Source organism: Shewanella sp. GXUN23E, from assembly GCF_050865035.1.
Taxonomy (GTDB): domain Bacteria; phylum Pseudomonadota; class Gammaproteobacteria; order Enterobacterales; family Shewanellaceae; genus Shewanella.
In genome coordinates this window covers 193,015-211,048 of the sequence record NZ_JBOZWP010000004.1, presented here as the reverse complement: position 1 = coordinate 211,048, position 18,034 = coordinate 193,015, and the positions used below count along the sequence as shown (strand labels likewise).

General features: G+C 55.6%; 17 protein-coding genes. 7 read left to right on the top strand and 10 right to left on the bottom strand.

The features are described 5' to 3' along the window. Window positions 1-57: 57 nt before the first annotated feature. Entirely contained in the window at window positions 58-1,881 is a 1,824-nt protein-coding gene (locus tag ACRRUX_RS05995) for a S8 family serine peptidase (RefSeq protein WP_432528193.1), read from the top strand. A gap of 111 nt (window positions 1,882-1,992) precedes the next feature. Here ACRRUX_RS05995 and ACRRUX_RS05990 read toward each other — a convergent pair whose 3' ends face one another. After that, a complete protein-coding gene (locus tag ACRRUX_RS05990) occupies window positions 1,993-2,877 on the bottom strand; it encodes a LysR family transcriptional regulator (RefSeq protein ID WP_432528192.1) in 885 nt (294 codons plus the stop codon). Between the two features lie 544 nt (window positions 2,878-3,421). Between ACRRUX_RS05990 and ACRRUX_RS05985 the strand changes: the two genes are divergently transcribed. Beyond that, window positions 3,422-3,679 (top strand): hypothetical protein, encoded by a 258-nt coding sequence (locus ACRRUX_RS05985; RefSeq protein ID WP_432528190.1) that lies wholly within the window; start codon window positions 3,422-3,424, stop codon window positions 3,677-3,679. A 63-nt stretch (window positions 3,680-3,742) separates the two neighbouring features. On the opposite strand, the gene ACRRUX_RS05980 is transcribed toward ACRRUX_RS05985, so the two are convergent. From ACRRUX_RS05980 to ACRRUX_RS05940, 9 genes are all read right to left on the bottom strand, one after another. Beyond that, window positions 3,743-4,162: a nitrate reductase cytochrome c-type subunit gene (locus ACRRUX_RS05980; RefSeq protein WP_432528318.1), complete on the bottom strand. Its 420-nt coding sequence runs from the start codon at window positions 4,160-4,162 to the stop codon at window positions 3,743-3,745. A gap of 32 nt (window positions 4,163-4,194) precedes the next feature. After that, window positions 4,195-5,082 (bottom strand): quinol dehydrogenase ferredoxin subunit NapH, encoded by an 888-nt coding sequence (napH, locus tag ACRRUX_RS05975; RefSeq protein WP_432528188.1) that lies wholly within the window; start codon window positions 5,080-5,082, stop codon window positions 4,195-4,197. Then, a complete protein-coding gene (gene napG / locus ACRRUX_RS05970; protein WP_432528186.1) occupies window positions 5,079-5,810 on the bottom strand; it encodes a ferredoxin-type protein NapG in 732 nt (243 codons plus the stop codon). The genes napH and napG overlap by 4 nt, the downstream gene beginning before the upstream one ends. 21 nt (window positions 5,811-5,831) lie before the next feature. Further along, window positions 5,832-8,315, bottom strand: coding sequence for a nitrate reductase catalytic subunit NapA (napA, locus tag ACRRUX_RS05965; protein ID WP_432528184.1), 2,484 nt, complete (start codon window positions 8,313-8,315; stop codon window positions 5,832-5,834). 7 nt (window positions 8,316-8,322) lie between these two features. Further along, entirely contained in the window at window positions 8,323-8,574 is a 252-nt protein-coding gene (locus ACRRUX_RS05960) for a chaperone NapD (protein ID WP_432528182.1), read from the bottom strand. Between the two features lie 338 nt (window positions 8,575-8,912). Beyond that, window positions 8,913-9,632, bottom strand: a complete 720-nt coding sequence (locus ACRRUX_RS05955) for a phosphate ABC transporter ATP-binding protein (RefSeq protein ID WP_432528180.1) — start codon at window positions 9,630-9,632, stop codon at window positions 8,913-8,915. After that, window positions 9,604-10,494, bottom strand: coding sequence for a PstA family ABC transporter permease (locus tag ACRRUX_RS05950; RefSeq protein ID WP_432528178.1), 891 nt, complete (start codon window positions 10,492-10,494; stop codon window positions 9,604-9,606). The genes ACRRUX_RS05955 and ACRRUX_RS05950 overlap by 29 nt, the downstream gene beginning before the upstream one ends. After that, entirely contained in the window at window positions 10,491-11,357 is an 867-nt protein-coding gene (locus tag ACRRUX_RS05945; RefSeq protein WP_432528176.1) for a PstC family ABC transporter permease, read from the bottom strand. Before ACRRUX_RS05945 ends, ACRRUX_RS05950 begins: the two co-directional genes overlap by 4 nt. Window positions 11,358-11,363: 6 nt before the next feature. Continuing rightward, on the bottom strand, window positions 11,364-12,194 hold the full coding sequence (locus ACRRUX_RS05940) for a phosphate ABC transporter substrate-binding protein (protein WP_432528174.1): 831 nt from the start codon (window positions 12,192-12,194) through the stop codon (window positions 11,364-11,366). Between the two features lie 289 nt (window positions 12,195-12,483). Between ACRRUX_RS05940 and ACRRUX_RS05935 the strand changes: the two genes are divergently transcribed. The 5 genes from ACRRUX_RS05935 to ACRRUX_RS05915 all read left to right on the top strand — a co-directional run bounded on the left by ACRRUX_RS05935 (window position 12,484) and on the right by ACRRUX_RS05915 (window position 18,002). Continuing rightward, entirely contained in the window at window positions 12,484-13,674 is a 1,191-nt protein-coding gene (locus tag ACRRUX_RS05935; protein WP_432528172.1) for a TDT family transporter, read from the top strand. Between the two features lie 319 nt (window positions 13,675-13,993). Further along, a complete protein-coding gene (locus tag ACRRUX_RS05930; RefSeq protein WP_432528170.1) occupies window positions 13,994-14,515 on the top strand; it encodes a DUF2087 domain-containing protein in 522 nt (173 codons plus the stop codon). A gap of 632 nt (window positions 14,516-15,147) precedes the next feature. Next, entirely contained in the window at window positions 15,148-15,567 is a 420-nt protein-coding gene (gene rbsD, locus ACRRUX_RS05925) for a D-ribose pyranase (protein WP_432528168.1), read from the top strand. A gap of 28 nt (window positions 15,568-15,595) precedes the next feature. Further along, window positions 15,596-16,918 carry an L-fucose:H+ symporter permease gene (gene fucP, locus ACRRUX_RS05920; RefSeq protein ID WP_432528166.1) on the top strand — a complete coding sequence of 441 codons (1,323 nt, stop codon included), beginning with the start codon at window positions 15,596-15,598 and terminating at the stop codon, window positions 16,916-16,918. A 49-nt stretch (window positions 16,919-16,967) separates the two neighbouring features. After that, window positions 16,968-18,002 (top strand): aldose 1-epimerase family protein, encoded by a 1,035-nt coding sequence (locus ACRRUX_RS05915; protein WP_432528164.1) that lies wholly within the window; start codon window positions 16,968-16,970, stop codon window positions 18,000-18,002. Window positions 18,003-18,034: the final 32 nt, after the last annotated feature.

The window sequence follows — 18,034 nt, the reverse complement described above, 5'->3', positions numbered from 1 at the left end:
GGGCGTCCCGCCCCCGGATTTCCCTGCAAGAATCAGAATTCAATATTAAGGTGAGTCATGAAAACAGTTAACAAGACCTTGATTGCACTTGGCATAGGTATGGCTTTTGGTGCCCAGGCTGCCGATGACCGTTATGTTATTCAGGTGGATGTCGGCCACAAAGGCGTGGTGAAGGCGCTGGCGAAAAAGCTGGGTGGCGACATTCACACCGAAGGGCAGGATTTCTTCGCGGCAACCTTCAGCGGCAAGGATCTGGCCGAGGTAAAAGGCCTGCTGAATAATCCCCATATCCAGCTGATTGAGGCCGACGCAAAACGCAAATTACTAAGCTACAGCGATGATGCCGGTGATGCCCGGGTGACTCAGCTGACCCCTTATGCTGTGTATCAGTCACAGGCCAATCAGCTGACCCTGCAGGCCAATACCGGCATGAAGGTGTGTGTGATCGACTCGGGGCTGGACCGCTCCAATGAGGATTTCCTGTGGCAGAACATCACAGGCGATAACGATCCGGGTACAGGTAACTGGGATGAAAATGGCGGGCCTCACGGCACTCATGTCGCCGGTACCATAGGGGCGGCTGATAACGGCATCGGTGTCATAGGTATGGCGCCCGGTGTGGACATGCATATCGTCAAGGTGTTCAACGCAGACGGCTGGGGCTACTCCTCGGATTTGGCGGCGGCCACTGAAAAGTGTGCGGCAGCAGGCGCCAATATCATCAACATGAGTCTGGGCGGCGGTCGTCCCAACAGTATCGAAGAAAATGCCTTCAAACGCTTTACTGCAGATGGCGGCCTGGTGCTGGCTGCGGCAGGCAACGATGGCAACAATGTGCGCTCCTATCCTGCCGGGTATGAGTCTGTGATGATGATTGGTGCCAACGATGCCAATGACGACATTGCCGCTTTCTCACAGTTTCCGGCCTGTACCATTATCTACTCAGGAAAGGGTAACAAGAATAATCAGCAGATCATCGACACCAGCTGTGTGGAAGTGACGGCGGGCGGGGTCAACACCCTGTCGACTTATCCGGCAGATATGGCGGTATTGTCTGTGCTGGAAGGTGATGGTCAGGCCATTGCCTCCACCGGTATGAGCTATGCCGGCCTGGGTGACGTGTCTGCTGAGGGCTATTATATGGCGCTGGGCAATGCGGTGGATGAAAACGCTGCCGGTAAGGTCTGTGTCATCGACCGCGGTGAGATCTCCTTCAACGACAAAGTGATGAACTGCGAAGCCTCGGGGGGGATTGCCGCCATTATCGTCAATAACGTTGCCGGCATGCTGTACGGCACGCTGGGTGAAGAAACCACGGCGACCATTCCGGCTGTGGGCGCCGCCCTGGAAGATCGTGGTGCCATTATGGCGGCCTCCATGCTGTCAGTTGGGATCAGCAGCTCTGACTATGGATATATGAGCGGCACCTCCATGGCGACCCCTGCGGTATCGGGGCTGGCGGCGCTGCTGTGGTCCAATCACCCTGACTGCAGCGGCAGCGATATCCGTGAAGCGCTGAAGCAGTCGGCCTTTGATGCGGGCGCTGCTGGCCGTGATGATTACTTTGGCTATGGTATCGTCAAGATTGCTGACGCTCATGAGTATCTGCTCAATAAAGGCTGCGAAGCGGCGCCGGTTGTGGATATTCAGTTGTCTACTTCTGTGTCTTCCGGCAAGCGTGGCGAGCAGGTCATCCTGAGCTGGTCCGGAGCCTCCGGCCGTAAAGTGGATATTTTCCGCAATGGCGTGGTCATCAGCGCCACCGGCAACGATGGCAGTTATACCGATATCCTGAGCAACCCTTACGGTATGTATACTTACCAGGTGTGTGAGCAGGGTACGGGCAATTGCTCAGATATCTCCAGCGTCTCTTTTAACTGAGTAGCTGGCCGTTTGGCGACGTAGCAGACTTATGACAAAGCCTCAGAGCTGAACGAAAAAGAGCGCCTGTTGGCGCTCTTTTTTATCGAGTATTCATCGTGATACAAAATACTAGAAATCCTGCTGCCGGCTCAGTTCCAGCAGGGCATTGGCCGCGGGCGTCAGCGGCAGGTTTTTGCGCCAGGTCAGGCCCAGATCCCAGGTCATGCCTGGTGACATGGGGCGAAACGCCAGTTCACTGTTGTCCAGTCGCTGACAAATGGGTTCAGGCAGCAATGCCAGTCCCATATCGGCCTCGACCATGGCCGCCAGAAAGTCCCACTGGCCACTGCGAAAGGCGATATTCAGTTCCACGCCGGCAGCGCGGCTCTGGCGGGTGATGATTTTCGACAGGGAGAAGTCCTCGTTATAGAGGATAAAGGGATAATCAGCGAAGTCGGCCCAGCACAGCGCCGTTTTGGCCGCCAGTGGATGCTTCTTGGGCAGGCAGGCCATCAGCGGGTAGAACCTCAGCGGCGTGCGCTCAAGTTCGTCGGTGTAGGTGATGGGCAGAATCGCAAAAGCGATATCCAGCTTGTCTTCCAACAGCGCCTGCTCGCAGCCAAAGCCTCCGTATTCAGCCATCTCCAGAGTAATGCCGGGATAGCGTTTGCGAAACTCAACCAGCAGGCCGATAAACAAACTGCTCATCATGGGACAGACTCCCAGACGCAGCACGCCGGATTTCACGCCCGACAGGTTATTCATCTCCTGCTCCAGCCGATGCCACTGGCCTATCATCTGTCGGGCACTGGCCTCAAACAGCATACCGGCCTGAGTCAGGGTGACTTTCTGGTTGTTGCGGATCAGCAGGGTTTGTCCCAGCTGCTCTTCCAGACGCTGGATCATTTTGCTCAACGTGGGCTGAGTCAGGTACAGCTTTTCCGCGGCGCGGGTGTAGTTGCCTGTTTCCACCAGGGTGACAAAACAGCGCAATGTCTTGATGGGTATATTCATGCCAGTTTGGAATGCAGTTAATGGAATTAATTCATTTTACCAATAAAGCCACAGGAATTATCCTTCTTTGCGTCGAATATGGAGACTGTTTTTTCAGTAACGCTCTGGCATTCTCAGGCCAGCCTCCACGGCAAAATTGATTTCATGACAGTTGTCGGAAACTTCCGGTAGCCGTCGGCAGAGGTGATGAATTCTGCCGGATCTGATTCTCAGCGGATCCAATCACAATTGGTTACTTTGTGAAGCTTTATAGCATTTTTACCCCGGACTCGTTGGCCGGGGTTTTTTTTATCTGAATTTTCCCCTTCCCGCTTCTCCTGAATGTCGGTCTTTCGTTGTCTTTGTTGACTTACTGCGTATTGAAATTTGCCATAACTCTATGTTTATTATGCTGTAGTGTTATACCAACTTCATGAATAGTTTGATCAATTCAGAGCGTGTCAGGGATGCTGATTCAAGGCGCACTGAACTCCCGCTGAAACAAATCAACTAGTAAATGAAATTGGTATTAATGTGCTACGCGCAAATTCAAGGAGGAATGCGTATGTTTGGAAAAAGAGTCGTCGCCTTGGTGGCTGCAATAGTCGTGTCAGGTCCGGTGATGGCAGTATTGGAAGGTGATGCCACGTGGGAAGCAACGTCCAAAGCACAGGAGAGTGATGCCGTCTGGGAGGCTGAGTCGAGAACAGCCCTGGAAGGCGACGCCGCCTGGGAAGCCAGAATTGCTCAGCTGCGAGCCCGTGCTGCAGCAGGAGATGAGCTGGCAAGGGCAGAGTTGCGAGCATTGGGTCTTCAGCCCTAAGTCATCGTCCTTGCAATGAAAAAGCCACCTCAAGGGTGGCTTTTTCGTTTAGGCACAGCACAATCAGAAGGTGTTATCGACGATAGCCTGTTTATTGCTGGCCTGTGGCACGTGACACTGGGTGCAGAAATAGTTCTGGCCTTTCAGTGTCTTGCCATCGGTTTCCAGATGCGATGCCGGCACGGCAGTGGTGCGCATACGTTTGGCCTTTTCCGGGCTGTGACAGTTGATACAGCTGTTCTTGCTGATGCTGATGTCATAGTCCTTGTGCGGCACCAGTGGTGGCTGCTCGGCAAAGTTACGCTGCAGCGATTTACCGCGAGCCGGATATTCCGGCATGGCATCGGCAGGACGTACATCACTGACCTGGGCATCGCCTGCCAGTGATTTTACGTTCACCGGTTTGGCATCGGACAGGGGAGCCTGACCGGAACACGCACTCAGGCCGAGGGCTAACATGGCTACGCAGATTAGTTTTTTCATCATTTTCTCTCCGCCCCGGAGGCAATCTAAAGTTATTGATTATCTGATTCGGTAGTTGTTGCTGTCGTCGTGATGCTCGATTTGGTCAGACGGCAGCGGTTATTGAAACTGAAGACCTGTTGGTCACACACATCGATGCAGCGGCCACAATTGCTGCAGGCAGCACCCAATAATTTGGGGCTGTCTCCTTTTAGCGCCGGCTTGAGGATTTGCCGCTCGGGACAAACATCAAAGCACTTCATGCACATGTCGCAGTCCTGTGGACGCATTGCCGCCATTCGCAATGGGCTGACTTTACCTGCCAGGCTGTACATGGCGCCGCTCGGGCAGAGATGGCCACACCAGGCTCTTTCACTGATAAACAGATCCAGTACAAAGATCCCCAGCAGCAACCACAGGCCTCCCACAGTGCCAAACAGCAGGGCGCGATACAGCAGCGGCACAGGGTTGATCCACTCCCATACCAGCAGACCGGTGAAGGTCGGCATCAGCAGCACCAGCCCCAGCAGATACCAGCGCAGCGATTTGGGCAGCTCCGGTGTGCGGGGCAGCTTGAGTTTATGCCGCAGCCAGGCCGCCAGATCTGTGATGGGATTGACCGGACACACCCAGCTGCAGAAGCTGCGACCGCCCAGCAGGGCATACAGCGCCAGGATCAGCAAACCACCCAGCACCAGAGTGGCAGCCGGTACATGGCCACTGGTCAGCGCCTGCAGGGTGACCAGCGGATCGGCCAGTGGTACTGTGTCAAACAGCAAACTGGATGACAGATTGCCCTTCAGTAGCCAGAAGCCGGTTTCTGCTGCCAGCCAGGGGCTGATAACAAAAGCCAGCAACACCAGAGTCTGAGTGGTTCTTCTGAGCAGCAGAAAGCGATTTCGCTGCCAGAAACTGCGTTTGCACTCTGTCTTGGTGGTCATGGTCGCCAGCCTCCGTTAAGCATCTCCAGGGTGGTGGATTCAGTGTCCACATAGGTGTCGTGGGCCGCGGCCTTGCCCATGGCAAGGTCGGTCGGTAACACCTTAATGGCGGGCACTTCCAGTACACAGGCATGTTCACATTTGCCACAGCCGGTACAGGTATCCGGGTTTACCCTGGGGATAAACTCGGCATGGTGACCGCTGCGGCTGTTGTGTTGCTGCTCCAGGGTGATGGCATCATCTATCAGCGGGCATACGCGATAGCAAACATCGCAGCGCAGCCCTCTGAAATTCAGGCAGTTCTTCTGGTCAATCAGCACGGCAATGCCCATTTTGGCCTGATTGATATCCTGCATCCGGGCATCCAGCGCACCCGAGGGGCACTGGCGTACGCAGGGAATATCATCACACAGCTCACAGGGCACGGCGCGGGCATCAAAGAAGGGTGTGCCGGTGGCCGCACCGTCAAACCAGCGAGCCAGTTTGAGGGTGTCATACGGGCAGGCATCGACACACACACCACAGCGCACGCAGGCAGACAAAAACTCAGCCTCAGGCAATGCGCCGGGAGGACGCAGCGCCTGTGGGGCTGTTGGCAGGCTTTGGCGAGCCAGGGCACTGAGTCCCAGACCAGCCAGTCCCATCACACAGGTGGCCCGGGCCGTGGTCGCCAGAAACTGGCGACGGTTGACCCCTTTAACCTTGGTTGTTTGTTTGCCGCTGCTCATACTTATGCTTCCGACTTACGCTCAGGCCTTCATCACCTTAACCGGACACTTCTTGAAATCCGTCTCTTTGGAGATAGGATCTGTCGCATCCAGGATCAGCTTGTTCACCAGCTGACGGGCATCGAAGAAGGGCATAAACACCACGCCACGAGGCGGCTTGTTACGACCCTTGGTTTCCACCCGGGTGCGCACTTCGCCACGGGGTGAAGCCACAATCACTTCATCACCGCGCTTCAGACCACGCGCTGTGGCATCTTCCGGGTGCATGAAGATCTGCGCGTCAGGATAGGCGCGGTGCAGCTCAGGTACGCGGCCTGTCATGGTGCCTGTGTGCCAGTGCTCCAGCACCCGGCCTGTGCTCATCCACAGATCGTATTCAGCGTCTGGCTCTTCGGCGGCTGGCTCGTAAGGCAGGGCGAAAATTACCGCTTTGCCGTCTGGCTTACCATAGAAGTTGAAGCCTTCGCCGGCTTTGACATAAGGGTCAGCACCTTCGACGTAACGGCGCAGGGTTTCTTTGCCTTCCACCACTGGCCAGCGCAGACCACGGGTTTCGTGGTAGCGGTCAAACTCAGCCAGATCGTGAGCCTTACCGCGACCGAAGGTGGCGTATTCTTCGAAGATCCCCTTCTGCACGTAGTAACCGAAGTGCTCGGACTCGTCGTTCATGTCGCCCTTGCAGTCAGTGATCGGGAATTTGTCGATCACGCCGTTGGCAAACAACACGTCATACAGGGTCTTATCGGCATATTCAGGTTTCTGGGCAATCAGTTCAGCTGGCCATACTTCAGCAACCTTGAAGCGCTTGGAGAACTCCATCAGCTGCCACAAGTCAGACTTGGCGCCCTGAGGAGCCTTCACCTGCTGGTGCCACATATGGGTACGGCGCTCGGCGTTGCCGTAGGCACCTTCCTTTTCCACCCACATGGCGGTCGGCAGGATCAGGTCGGCAGACAGTGCGGTCACTGTTGGGTAGGGATCGGATACCACGATGAAGTTTTCCGGATTACGGAAACCAGGGTAGATCTCTTCATTGATGTTGGGGCCAGCCTGCATGTTGTTGGTACACATGGTCCAGTAACAGTTCAGCTTGCCATCTTTGAGCATGCGGCTTTGCAACACGGCGTGGTAGCCGGGCTTGGGCGGAATAGTGCCTTCAGGCAGCTGCCAGGTTTTCTCGGCAATGGCGCGGTGCTTGTCATTGTTGACGACCATGTCTGCTGGCAGACGGTGGGCGAAGGTACCCACTTCACGGGCAGTACCACAGGCTGATGGCTGGCCGGTCAGCGAGAATGGGCTGTTACCTGGGGTAGCAATCTTACCGGTCAACAGGTGCAGGTTGTACAGCATGTTGTTGGCCCATACGCCACGCACGTGCTGGTTGATACCCATGGTCCACAGACTCATGATCTTGATGCTTGGGTCAGCATAGGCCTTGGCCAGAGCTTCCAGCTGCTCGGCCGGAACACCGCTCATCTGCACCGCATAGTCCAGGGTGTATGGCTTGAGGAACTCAGCATACTCGGCGAAGCTGATGTCGCTGAACTTGCCGTTGCCAGGGTTCTTGGCTTTCTTCTCCAGCGGATGATCCGGACGCAGACCATAGCCGATATCATCCACACCCAGGGCAAACTTGGTGTGCTTGTTGACGAAGTCTTTGTTTACCGCACCGTTCACTATGATGTAGTTGGCGATGTAGTTGAGGATCACCAGATCTGACTGGGGACGGAACACCATGGCGTTGTCCGCCAGCTCGAAGCTGCGGTTTTCAAAGGTGGACAGCACATGCACTTTGCAGTCTTTGTGGCTTAAACGACGGTCGGTCAGACGGGCCCACAGCACCGGGTGCATCTCGGCCATGTTGGCGCCCCACAGCACAAAGTGATCGGCAGCTTCCAGATCGTCATAACAGCCCATAGGCTCATCCATACCAAAGGTACGCATAAAGCCCACTACCGCAGACGCCATACAGTGACGGGCATTGGGGTCGATGTTGTTGGTACGGAAACCGGCTTTGTGCAGCTTGGCGGCAGCATAGCCTTCCCAGATGGTCCACTGGCCAGAGCCGAACATACCAATGGCGGTTGGGCCCTTGGTGTTCAGGGTATTTTTCCACTTGTCAGCCATCACATCGAAAGCCACATCCCAGCTAACCGGAGTGAATTCACCTTCTTTGTCGTACTTGCCATCTTTCATGCGCAGCAGCGGCGAATCCAGACGGTCCTTACCGTACATGATCTTCGACAGGAAGTAGCCCTTGATGCAGTTCAGGCCACGGTTAACCGGACTTTCCGGATCTCCCTTGGTGGCAACGACTCTGCCATTTTCAGTGCCGACCAATACGGAGCAGCCCACACCGCAGAAACGGCAGGGGGCTTTGTCCCACTTGATCGGGAAGGCTTGCTCGGCAGCTTCCACCACCTTGACCGGCAGGGTCATGCCCACTGCCGTAGCCGCGGCCACCGCGGCATTGGCCTTTAAAAACTCGCGACGACTGATACTCATGGTTTTCTCACTCTTCTATTGAATCGACATGGTGGTAGATGAGGCTGTTGGACAAAACGCCTTCCAGGGCCTGCATGGATTCCACTCCGGCGAGGATGCTCTTCTGGCTGTCACCTTCGAGGGTAACGATGAATTTGCCTTCAGGACTGATGGCATGGATATCGGCTCCGGGCAGAGCCAAAATGCTTGCCCGCACCGACTCAATGGCCGCCTGATGGGCATGCAAAACTAAGCTGGTAACATGGTATTCCGAGGACATTCAAACCCTCCTAACTGATTGACAGTTGTGATCTTTATCACGTGTCACTGCCTGATATACCATCAGTTTCAGCAAGTTTGTAAGGGCTTTATATACCCCTTGAGAGGTAATAAGTATGTTGTTTGATTGGGATCATGTTTTGCCCCGTGATCTCAATCAAAGAATTGTATTTCGACATTTGCTTAACAAACGTCTCATGTATTGATGTGTGATTTACATCATGGTTTGTGGCGGCAAGAGCCGTCCGGGCAATAAAACGCCTGAGCTTTCTGCGAAACACCATATGGCATGGGGCGCAATGCCGCAGTCGTCGCGTTGGGTGACTGCGGTAGCTGACGCTAACTCGGGCGGCGGGTAAGGCTGATGCGGATGTCCGCCATTCTGGCGGTTTGCGCCTCACAGTGAGACACCATGACGATAGTGCAGTGTTGGCGCAGTTTGAGGATCAGCGCTTCGATTTGCGCGGTTGCCTGTGGGTCCAGCGAGGAGGTGGGCTCATCCAGCAGCAGGATTTCCGGCTCCATCGATAATGTGCGGGCAAGACACAGACGCTGCTGCTGACCGCCCGACAGCGTATGTGCCGGAGCCGACAATCTGTCTTTCACCTCGTCCCACAGTGCCGCCTGTTGCAGGCTGGTTTGCATCAGTTTTTCCGCCGCTTCTCCGGTCACTCTCCGGACAATCTTCAGCGGCAACAACAGGTTTTGGCGGATGCTGCCGGGAAGTAGTTGTGGATGCTGAAATACCATACCGACTTTGCGGCGCAAATACGCAAGCTCACCGGATTTCAGCTGGTTTACCTCAACCCAGCGACCGTCAAGATGCAGGCGGATCTCTCCCGTTGTGCTGTGATTATCCAGCTCATCATTCAGGCGGTTCAGCGCCCGCAGCAGCGTGCTTTTTCCACTGCCGGAGGGGCCGGTCAGCAAGTGGATTTGATGGGACCTGAGCTGTAAATTGATCTTCTCAATCGCTGTTTGCCGGCCGAATCTGACGGTCAGGCCCGAGACCGAGCCTGCCAAAGATGACTCATTGGGGATTTGCGTGACAGTCGGCATGGGAAGCTTCCTTGAGGTTGGGGCGCATACTCAGCCCGGTGAGCGAAAATACCGTGGCAGTCAGGCAGAGCAGGGTCAGCGCGGCGCCAAATGCCATCTGCAATTCGGCGTCACTCTGATATTGGGCGCTGTAGTAAAAGATGGTAAAGGGCAGGGCTTCAAATCGCTCAAAGATACCTCCCGGTAATCCGGCATTGACCACGGCGCCGGTCAGCATGATCACGGCCGTATCCTCTGCTGCCCGCCCGAATGCCAGCATGATCCCGCCACGGATACCGCGTTGGGCACAGGGCAGCAGTACTGACCACAGGGTCTGCCAGTGGGTCATGCCCAGTGACAGGGCTGTCAGTGTCAGACTGGCCGGCAGTGCCTGTATGGCGGTGCGGGTTGCTACCGCCAGATAGGGGATCACCAGCAGCGCCAGACAGACAGCCGAAAGTGCCAGTGACGTATTGGCCGAAGGCAGTAACCAATGGCGAAGCAGCAGAATAAGGGTGAAACCAAACAGTCCCATCAATACCGACGGAATACCGGCGAGAATATCCACTGCCAGCTCCAGCAACATGTGAGTGCGACCCGTTTTGGCGGTTGCCAGCCAGATACCCGTTGCCAGCCCCGGCAGCAGGGCGAGCAACAGAGCGCCACCGACTACTGCCATTGTGCCTACACAGGCCGGCCAGATGCCCTCCCAGATGGGTGCCCATCCCATGATTGCCGCCAGCGGATCAGTATCCCCGAAAAACAGGGTTATGTTCATCGCCGGCATGCCACTGAGCAGGATAAATCCCAGCACCGATACGATGCACAGCAGCAGCGCAGCAGCACATAACAGGCACCAGCAGTGGAAGTATCTGGCGCTCAAGATTGACGCTCCTTCGCGGCAGCGCCAGCCGGGATGCTGAGGCGACGGACCGCCAGGGTGACCGTGACACTGATGGTCAGCAGCAGCAGGCCTGCGGCAAACAGAGAGTTGTACATGGCACTGCCGTTTTCCGTGGCCAGCACCAGTCCGATATGGGCCGTGAGTGTCCGTATCGATTCCAGCCCATTGGCGGGAAGTTGCGGGGCATTGCCTGCCAGCATCATGGGCAGCAGGGTGTCGCCGATGGCCCGGCCAAAGCCCAGCAGCGCGGCGCTGGTCATGGCGCGGCGAGCGCCGGGCAGCACCAGATAGCGCAATGTCTGGGCGTGATTAAACCCCATAGACGCAGCAACCATGCGGTACTGAGTCATCAGCGGACGACAGTGATTATCCAGCGTCATGATCATCACCGGCAGGATCAGCAGCACTATCATCAGGGTGGCGGCGAGCAGGCTGAAACCTGAGCCGCTGCGGAAGGTTTCCCGGATCAGCGGCACCAGCAGGAAGATGGCCGCCAGACCGTATACCACAGTCGGGATGCCTGTCATCAGCCGCACCAGTCGGCGGATGAGCCGCGCCCCAGCCTGATAACGGGGAAACAGGCAAAATCCGCATACCCCAAGGGCGATGGGAAAGGCGATAAACAGGGCCAGCAGGCCGATGATCAACGAACCGGCAAGCATCGGCAGAATGCCGTATTGCCCCTGCTCCGGCAGCCATTGCAGGGTTAACACCGAGGCCTGTGGATTGAAGAATACCGGCAGCGCAAACCACACCTGAAAGGCGAACAGCAATATCACCATCAGCAGCACTGAGGCCGCCAATAGCCAGAGAATACGTTCGCCGGTCGCAGATGTGGTCATGGCGGGTTACTGTTTGACCGGGATATATCCGGCTGCACGGATAAACTCCGCGCCACTTGGGCTGTAGATATAGTCGATAAAGGCTTTGGTCAGTCCCTGGGGCTGGCCTTTGGTATTCATATACAGCTGACGGACGACCGGATATTGACCCGATGCGCAGGCTTCATTGGATGGCTGGACATTGTCCAGCGCAGGGGCCTTAACCATCTGATCGATATAGCCGACGCTCGAGTAGCCAATGGCTCCGGGATCCCGCGCCACGGCGGTTTTCATCGCACCGTTGGAGGGCACGACATTGGCACTGGTGGCGACAGGGGAGTTGTTCAGCAGTTTTTTCACAAACACCGAACGGGTACCGCTGGCTTCATCCCGGGTGAACAGGTTGATGCTGCGATCTTCTCCGCCCAGCGCTTTCCAGTTGGTGATGTTACCGGCATAGATATCCCGCACCTGCTGGGAGCTGAGCTGTTGCACCGGGTTTTGCGGATTGATAATGACGGCTACGCCATCGATAGCAAAGGGAAAAGAGATCAATCCCTGCTGGGCTTCTCCGGGCTTTAACGGACGACCTGTGTTGCCTATGTCTGCCAGCCCCTTGGCGACCTGCTGGGCGCCAACACCGCTGCCACCGCCGGCGATGGTGATGCGGATCTCGCTGTTGCCGGTCATGATGGCTTTGGCCGCCTGTTTCATTACCGGAATGTGGGCTGTGCCCCCGGCGATATTCAGCGTGCCGGACTGCGACTGAAAGCTGCTGGTATCAGCGTTGGCCGACAGACCCGGAATTGCCAGGAGCAGGCAGAGTAAAATGCGTTTGAAACCTGAGAGTGACTGCATGGTCATTTCCCTTTTGATGCAGAAGTAAAATCATCGGGGCGCAAGTTGCCCGACGGGTTTGGAATAGCCGGGCATAATATCAGGTTGTATTTACTTGGCTTTTTGATGCGTGTCGCAAAAATTACGCTGCACCTGTGTCACGGCAAGAACCCTGGGAAACTGCGCGCCGGTGGATCTCCTGAGGAGCACCATATCGGCAGCGGTGTGGGATCTATTTGATTTGCATGCTCAGGCAAGGGGCGTAAAGTGCTTAGCATGTTTGTCACCTTGGGCCTGGCCCGGAAAGACTATGGCATCGACAGAAAAAACTTCGTCCGCAACACCTGAATCAGCGGCAGTGCTGGCATCAGGTGTAACTGCAATCGCTACGGAAACCCCTGAGTACAGCCGGGAGATTGGTCCCAATTGGTTTGCCTCGGTGATGGGCACCGGCATTATTGCCAACGCGGCGGCAGGATTGCCGATATGGGGCGAGCACCTGACCGGCTTTGCCGTAGTGGTATGGCTGATTGCCGCCGGCATGCTGATCCTGCTGCTGGTGATTAAAACGCTGCAGACCCTCTTTAAGCCACACATTATCAGGCGCCAGCTCAATGATGCCGTGATGGCACAGTTCTTTGGTGCGCCGCCCATGGCCATGTTGACGGTGGCAGGGGGCGCTGTGCTGGTGGGGCATCATGTGCTTCCTGAGGCGGTGGCGCTGGATATCGGCTGGATACTCTGGATTGCCGGTACGCTTACTGGTTTGCTGACGGCGGTGGTGATCCCCTATCTGCACTTTACCCGCTATGAAACTGCGGATGATGCCGCCTTCGGTGGCTGGCTGATGCCTGTGGTGCCACCCATGGTATCGGCGAGCATTGGAGCGCTGCTTATTCCCCATGCCCAGAGTATCGAACTGCAGCAAGCCCTGTTGTATACCTGCTACGCCATGTTTGGCCTGAGCCTGATGACGTCACTCATCATCATTACCCTGATTTGGCGCAGGTTATCCCATGCCGGCACTTCAGGTGGCGCGCGGGTGCCAACCCTGTGGATTGTGCTGGGGCCGCTGGGACAGTCGGTTACGGCGATTGGCAGTCTGGGGGTGGTTGCCATGGCAATACTGCCGGCCAATGTCGGCATGGGGTTTCACACCATGGCGCTGTTGTACGGCATTCCCGTGTGGGGTTTTGCCTTTTACTGGTCGATGATCGCCGGCTTGCTGACGCTCAGGGCGATGCGCCGTCATATGCCTTTTGCCCTGACCTGGTGGGCCTTTACCTTCCCGGTGGGGACCTGTGTCACCGGGACGACCCAGCTGGCGCACTATACCGGCCTGACGCTGGTATCCTGGATGGCGGTGGCATTGTTTCTGGGATTATTGCTGGCCTGGTTGATTGCGGCTGTTGGCACCAGTCGCGGGCTCAGACAGGGGCAAATTCTCAAGGTTCCCACCAAAGCACCGGCGGTCAGAGCCAGGAAAGGCCATCAACGCTGAGCCAATATCAAAATCCAGACCAAGACAGCACAACACCGGGGTTGGCTGCATGATAAGCCTTTCAGCCGGGGACCAAAGGTAACTTCAGTCACAACGCTCCTTGCCATCTCTGTTAACGCTGTTAACATATGGCAAGGGTCGGCAGTCCACCCAGGCATCGCCACTGCAAGGTCTTTCGGGAGCTTACAGACGCTAAACCTGTCAACCAATCCAACTTGTAGACTCTTACGTGTAATGAGTGCCAATGTCACAAGGGCGATCACTGACGCTGTGAATATCCTGTATATCCAGTGGCGGCACCCAAATTATGGGTAAGATTATGTCCAAAGAAACCATTCCTTTTGCCTGCGCAGATATCTCTGCCCTGGCCAAATCTTTACGCAGTCAGTTGCAAACCTGTGAGGCATTTCCCAGCCACGTGGAGATGCTCAATATCCTGGCCAAGGCTAATGGATACAGCAACTATCAACATCTGAAAGCCGACGTTGATGCCAAACCAACCCCTGCCGTGGTGCCGGTCTTGGATGTGGCGGTTCCACGCAAGTTGCAGCCCTTTATGTCCGCAGACTATGTCCTGCATTCCTGGCCGGTAAAATACAGCCTGCAGAAACTCAGCCTGTGGTTTTTTGCTTGCCGCTTTCAGTACCAGCAAAGGTACAGTGAGCGGGAAGTGAATGAGATTATCAGCCGCTATGAGGATTTCGGGGATTTCGCCCGTATCCGCCGTGAGCTGTGTAATCAAAAACTGCTGGGGCGCACCACGGATGGCCGCGACTACTGGCGCACCAATGCCACACCACCGGATGAGCTGAAACTGCTGGCTGACTACTGGCCGTCTTAATTCCCTTGTTGTCCTGAGGATCCGCCTCACTCGTTGAGGCGGGTGCTGTTGCTGCTCGGCATGTTGCTGATTGATATCGTCTGGGTTGCCCCGGCCTATCTGCGAGCCGGACCGGGCCGAGCACTGATGGGCCGAGCACTGTTGGGCAGCGCGCTGAGCGGCAGAGCGGCAGGGCGGCAGGGCGGCAGGGCAGAAAGTCTCGCCGGATAACGTGGGTATCTGCAGGCCAGGCTTGATACTTTTCCAGTACATGCTGCTGATTTTTATCGCAAACTCGGCTTTGTGACCGTGGGTGAAGTACCTGCGTTTCCCGGCAGCCCGGCACGCTGTTTTGTGCTCAGGTCCTATGCCGGGGAGATGACCTGAATTTTTAAGCACCGGCTAAAGTTAGCGATCTCTGTCACAGCTTGATTAATCACATATAACTGCAATCGAAACGTTTCGATTATAGTTTGTCTCACTATCGAAACGTTTCGATGCATGTTTCGATAGGTATTTCCAAGATAGTTGTCGGTCATTTGCTTTGAGATCGGCAGCAAACTGCCTGGGTACTTCATTCGCCTCGCTGCCTCTGTACCCGAATCTGACGGTGGCACAGGCAGTGGCATTAATCACTGAGTAAGAAGAGAGTCATGATCAAACATTCAATGTTGAATGCACACATGAATCAGTTGGCCGCATGCCTTGGGCACACTGATGAAGTTACCATTGCAGATGCAGGTTTACCTGTCCCTGCCGGAGTGCAGCGCATTGATTTGGCGCTGACCCATGGCATTCCCGGTTTTTTGCAAACCGTCAGAGTCTGGCTGGCAAGCTGTCAGGTTGACGCTGTGGTGTTGGCCGGTGAATTTGCAACACAAAGCCCGGAACTGCATCAGGCTTTGCTGGCTGAGCTTGAGCTGGAATCCCGGCGCTGCGGCCGCGACATCCCGGTGACCTATCTTACCCATGATGCCTTTAAACAACGTACCGCCAACAGCCGGGCAATTATCAGAACCGGCGAATGTACCCCTTTCGCGAATGTGATTTTTCAGTCTGGCGTGACTTTCTAATCCAGCTCCAGTACCCGGAAGACAAACTATGTTGATAAAAAACGCTTCAATTCAGCAGCCGGACGGTTATCTGAACAAAACCCCGCTGTTCCAGTTTTTGCTGCTGTCCACTGTATTTGCTTTGTGGTCGGCGGCTGCGGCGCTGAATGATGTGCTCATCACTCAGTTCAAGGCGATTTTTCATTTGTCCAACTTCGCCTCGGCGCTGGTGCAGTCAGCCTTTTACGGTGCTTACTTTCTGGTAGCGATCCCGGCGGCCATGGTGGTCAAGAAAACCTCCTACAAGCTGGCAATTTTGCTGGGACTGGCGCTCTACATCTTCGGTTGTTTGATGTTTTTCCCGGCGTCTGTGGCCGGTACTTACACCATGTTCCTGGCGGCCATTTTCTGTATTGCCATAGGTCTGTCATTTCTGGAAACCTCCTGTAATACCTACTCGGCCATGATAGGTGAGTCAAATCGCGCCACGCTGCGTCTGAATATCTCCCATACCATCAATGCCATGGGTTATATCCTGGGGCTGCTTTTGGGCAAGCATCTGATCTTCCAGGAAGGTGTCAATATTCAGCAGCAAATGGTCACCCTGAGCGGTGCCGAGCTGGAAGCCTTCAAGGCTATGGTATTGCAGCAAACACTGGAGCCCTACAAGTGGCTGGTGGCCGTGATTGCGACCGTCGCAGTGCTGATTGCCGTGACTGAGTATCCCAGCTGCAAAGTGGCAGGGGCGATTAAAGACAAACAGCCCAGTTTGCGTCAGACGCTGGCATATCTGGCCGGTAATGTCCGCTTCTTCAAGGGTGTCGGGGCACAGTTTGCCTATGTGGGGATGCAGGTTGCGGTATGGTCTTTCACTATCCGTCTGGCGCTCGAGCTGGATGGCAATATGGTGGAGCACGACGCCGCCAACTATCTGCTGTACTCCTTCATCATGTATTTCCTCGGTAAGCTGCTGGCTAACTATCTGTTTACCCGAACCTCTCAGGAAAACGTGCTGATGGGCTATTCCGCCATTGGTTTTGCCTGTCTGATGTATGTGGCGCTGGTGCCCAATTTCAGTGCCGTGTGGGTCGCGGTGGGGACGTCCGCGCTGTTCGCGCCCTGTTGGGCAACCATTTTTGCCTCGACCCTGCAGTCGGTGGATACCCGCTACACAGAAACCGTTGGCGGCTTCGTGGTGATGGCGATCATAGGCGGCGCGATTGTGCCGGCGATTCAGGGATTCGTGGCAGACCGGGTCGGCATGCAAAACTCTTTCGTGGTCAGCGCCGTCTGCTTCGCACTGGTGTTTGGGTACTTCCTGAGTGAGAAGAAATTCAAGCGTACTCAAACATTGGTGGCCAGCGCGGCCTGATGGACCCGGCAGCCGTGGCTGAGCCCGGCGCCGGTGCAGGAGATTGAAGATGTTGACTCTGCCTTTGTACAAGCACAGTTTTTCAAGCCAGAGAAGTCTGATTGCCAAATCAGATGCCTTTGAAATTTATACCTTTGTGTATAACTCCGGGGTGCAGGCCGTTGAAGTGCGCAACGCCAAAGGGTATCTGATCATTCTGCCGTTCATGGGGCAGATGGTGTGGCAGGCGCAGTTTCTGGGTATCAATCTTGGCATGAAAAACATGTTCAGCGAACCCAAACCGGCCAGCACCATTGTGGAAACCTACGGCTGTTTTGCCTTTCATGCCGGGATGATCCGCATGGGCTGCCCCACTCCGGAGGATGACCATGTACTGCACGGAGAAATGCCCTGTGCACCGATGGACAGCGCCTGGCTGGAGATCGATGACCGGCAGGTTATCGTCAAAGGCCGCTATGAGTATGTGATGGGCTTTGGCGATCACTATCTGGCCACACCGTCGGTGACGCTGGCGCATGATGCCAGTGAGTTTGATATTGGCATGTCGGTGCAGAATCTGGCGTCCAAACCTATGCCGCTGCAGTACATGTGTCATATCAATGCCACCTATCAGGAAGGGGCTGTGATGACCCAGAATCTGCCCGATGAGGCATTTATGTTGCGCCAGAGTGTACCGGCTCATGTGCAGCCAACACCTCAGTGGCTGGCTTATAACCAGGCATTGACATCCGCAGCGCCGTTTACCGTGCTCGATGAGCCCGGTCTGCATGACCCGGAAATTGTGTATTTTGCCGATGGTATCGACCGCTATACCGAACGAGCCAGGTTTGCCATGGCGATGGGTGACAAGTGTCTGATCACTGAATTCGATACCAAACAATTCAATCACTTGACCCGCTGGATTCTGTACAATGGCGACCAACAGGTGGCGGCCTATGCGTTGCCGGCCACCTGCCGGCCAGAGGGGTTTCTGGCGGCCAAGGCCAGTGGCACTCTGGTGTATCTGGCGCCGGGAGAGGAAAGGTGTTTCAACGTACGCACCGGCATCCGTGAGTGCTCAGCTACGGGTGCGTCACCTGCGTGAATGCAATGGTAGAATTGATATTATTTTTTGGA

What these genes read in the sequence shown, in the direction of transcription:
- ACRRUX_RS05995 (WP_432528193.1), top strand. Translation starts at nt 58, where the DNA reads ATGAAAACAGTTAACAAGACCTTGATTGCACTTGGCATAGGTATGGCT.
- ACRRUX_RS05990 (WP_432528192.1), bottom strand. Translation starts at nt 2,877, where the DNA reads ATGAATATACCCATCAAGACATTGCGCTGTTTTGTCACCCTGGTGGAA.
- ACRRUX_RS05985 (WP_432528190.1), top strand. Translation starts at nt 3,422, where the DNA reads ATGTTTGGAAAAAGAGTCGTCGCCTTGGTGGCTGCAATAGTCGTGTCA.
- ACRRUX_RS05980 (WP_432528318.1), bottom strand. Translation starts at nt 4,162, where the DNA reads ATGAAAAAACTAATCTGCGTAGCCATGTTAGCCCTCGGCCTGAGTGCG.
- napH (WP_432528188.1), bottom strand. Translation starts at nt 5,082, where the DNA reads ATGACCACCAAGACAGAGTGCAAACGCAGTTTCTGGCAGCGAAATCGC.
- napG (WP_432528186.1), bottom strand. Translation starts at nt 5,810, where the DNA reads ATGAGCAGCGGCAAACAAACAACCAAGGTTAAAGGGGTCAACCGTCGC.
- napA (WP_432528184.1), bottom strand. Translation starts at nt 8,315, where the DNA reads ATGAGTATCAGTCGTCGCGAGTTTTTAAAGGCCAATGCCGCGGTGGCC.
- ACRRUX_RS05960 (WP_432528182.1), bottom strand. Translation starts at nt 8,574, where the DNA reads ATGTCCTCGGAATACCATGTTACCAGCTTAGTTTTGCATGCCCATCAG.
- ACRRUX_RS05955 (WP_432528180.1), bottom strand. Translation starts at nt 9,632, where the DNA reads ATGCCGACTGTCACGCAAATCCCCAATGAGTCATCTTTGGCAGGCTCG.
- ACRRUX_RS05945 (WP_432528176.1), bottom strand. Translation starts at nt 11,357, where the DNA reads ATGACCACATCTGCGACCGGCGAACGTATTCTCTGGCTATTGGCGGCC.
- ACRRUX_RS05940 (WP_432528174.1), bottom strand. Translation starts at nt 12,194, where the DNA reads ATGCAGTCACTCTCAGGTTTCAAACGCATTTTACTCTGCCTGCTCCTG.
- ACRRUX_RS05935 (WP_432528172.1), top strand. Translation starts at nt 12,484, where the DNA reads ATGGCATCGACAGAAAAAACTTCGTCCGCAACACCTGAATCAGCGGCA.
- ACRRUX_RS05930 (WP_432528170.1), top strand. Translation starts at nt 13,994, where the DNA reads ATGTCCAAAGAAACCATTCCTTTTGCCTGCGCAGATATCTCTGCCCTG.
- rbsD (WP_432528168.1), top strand. Translation starts at nt 15,148, where the DNA reads ATGATCAAACATTCAATGTTGAATGCACACATGAATCAGTTGGCCGCA.
- fucP (WP_432528166.1), top strand. Translation starts at nt 15,596, where the DNA reads ATGTTGATAAAAAACGCTTCAATTCAGCAGCCGGACGGTTATCTGAAC.
- ACRRUX_RS05915 (WP_432528164.1), top strand. Translation starts at nt 16,968, where the DNA reads ATGTTGACTCTGCCTTTGTACAAGCACAGTTTTTCAAGCCAGAGAAGT.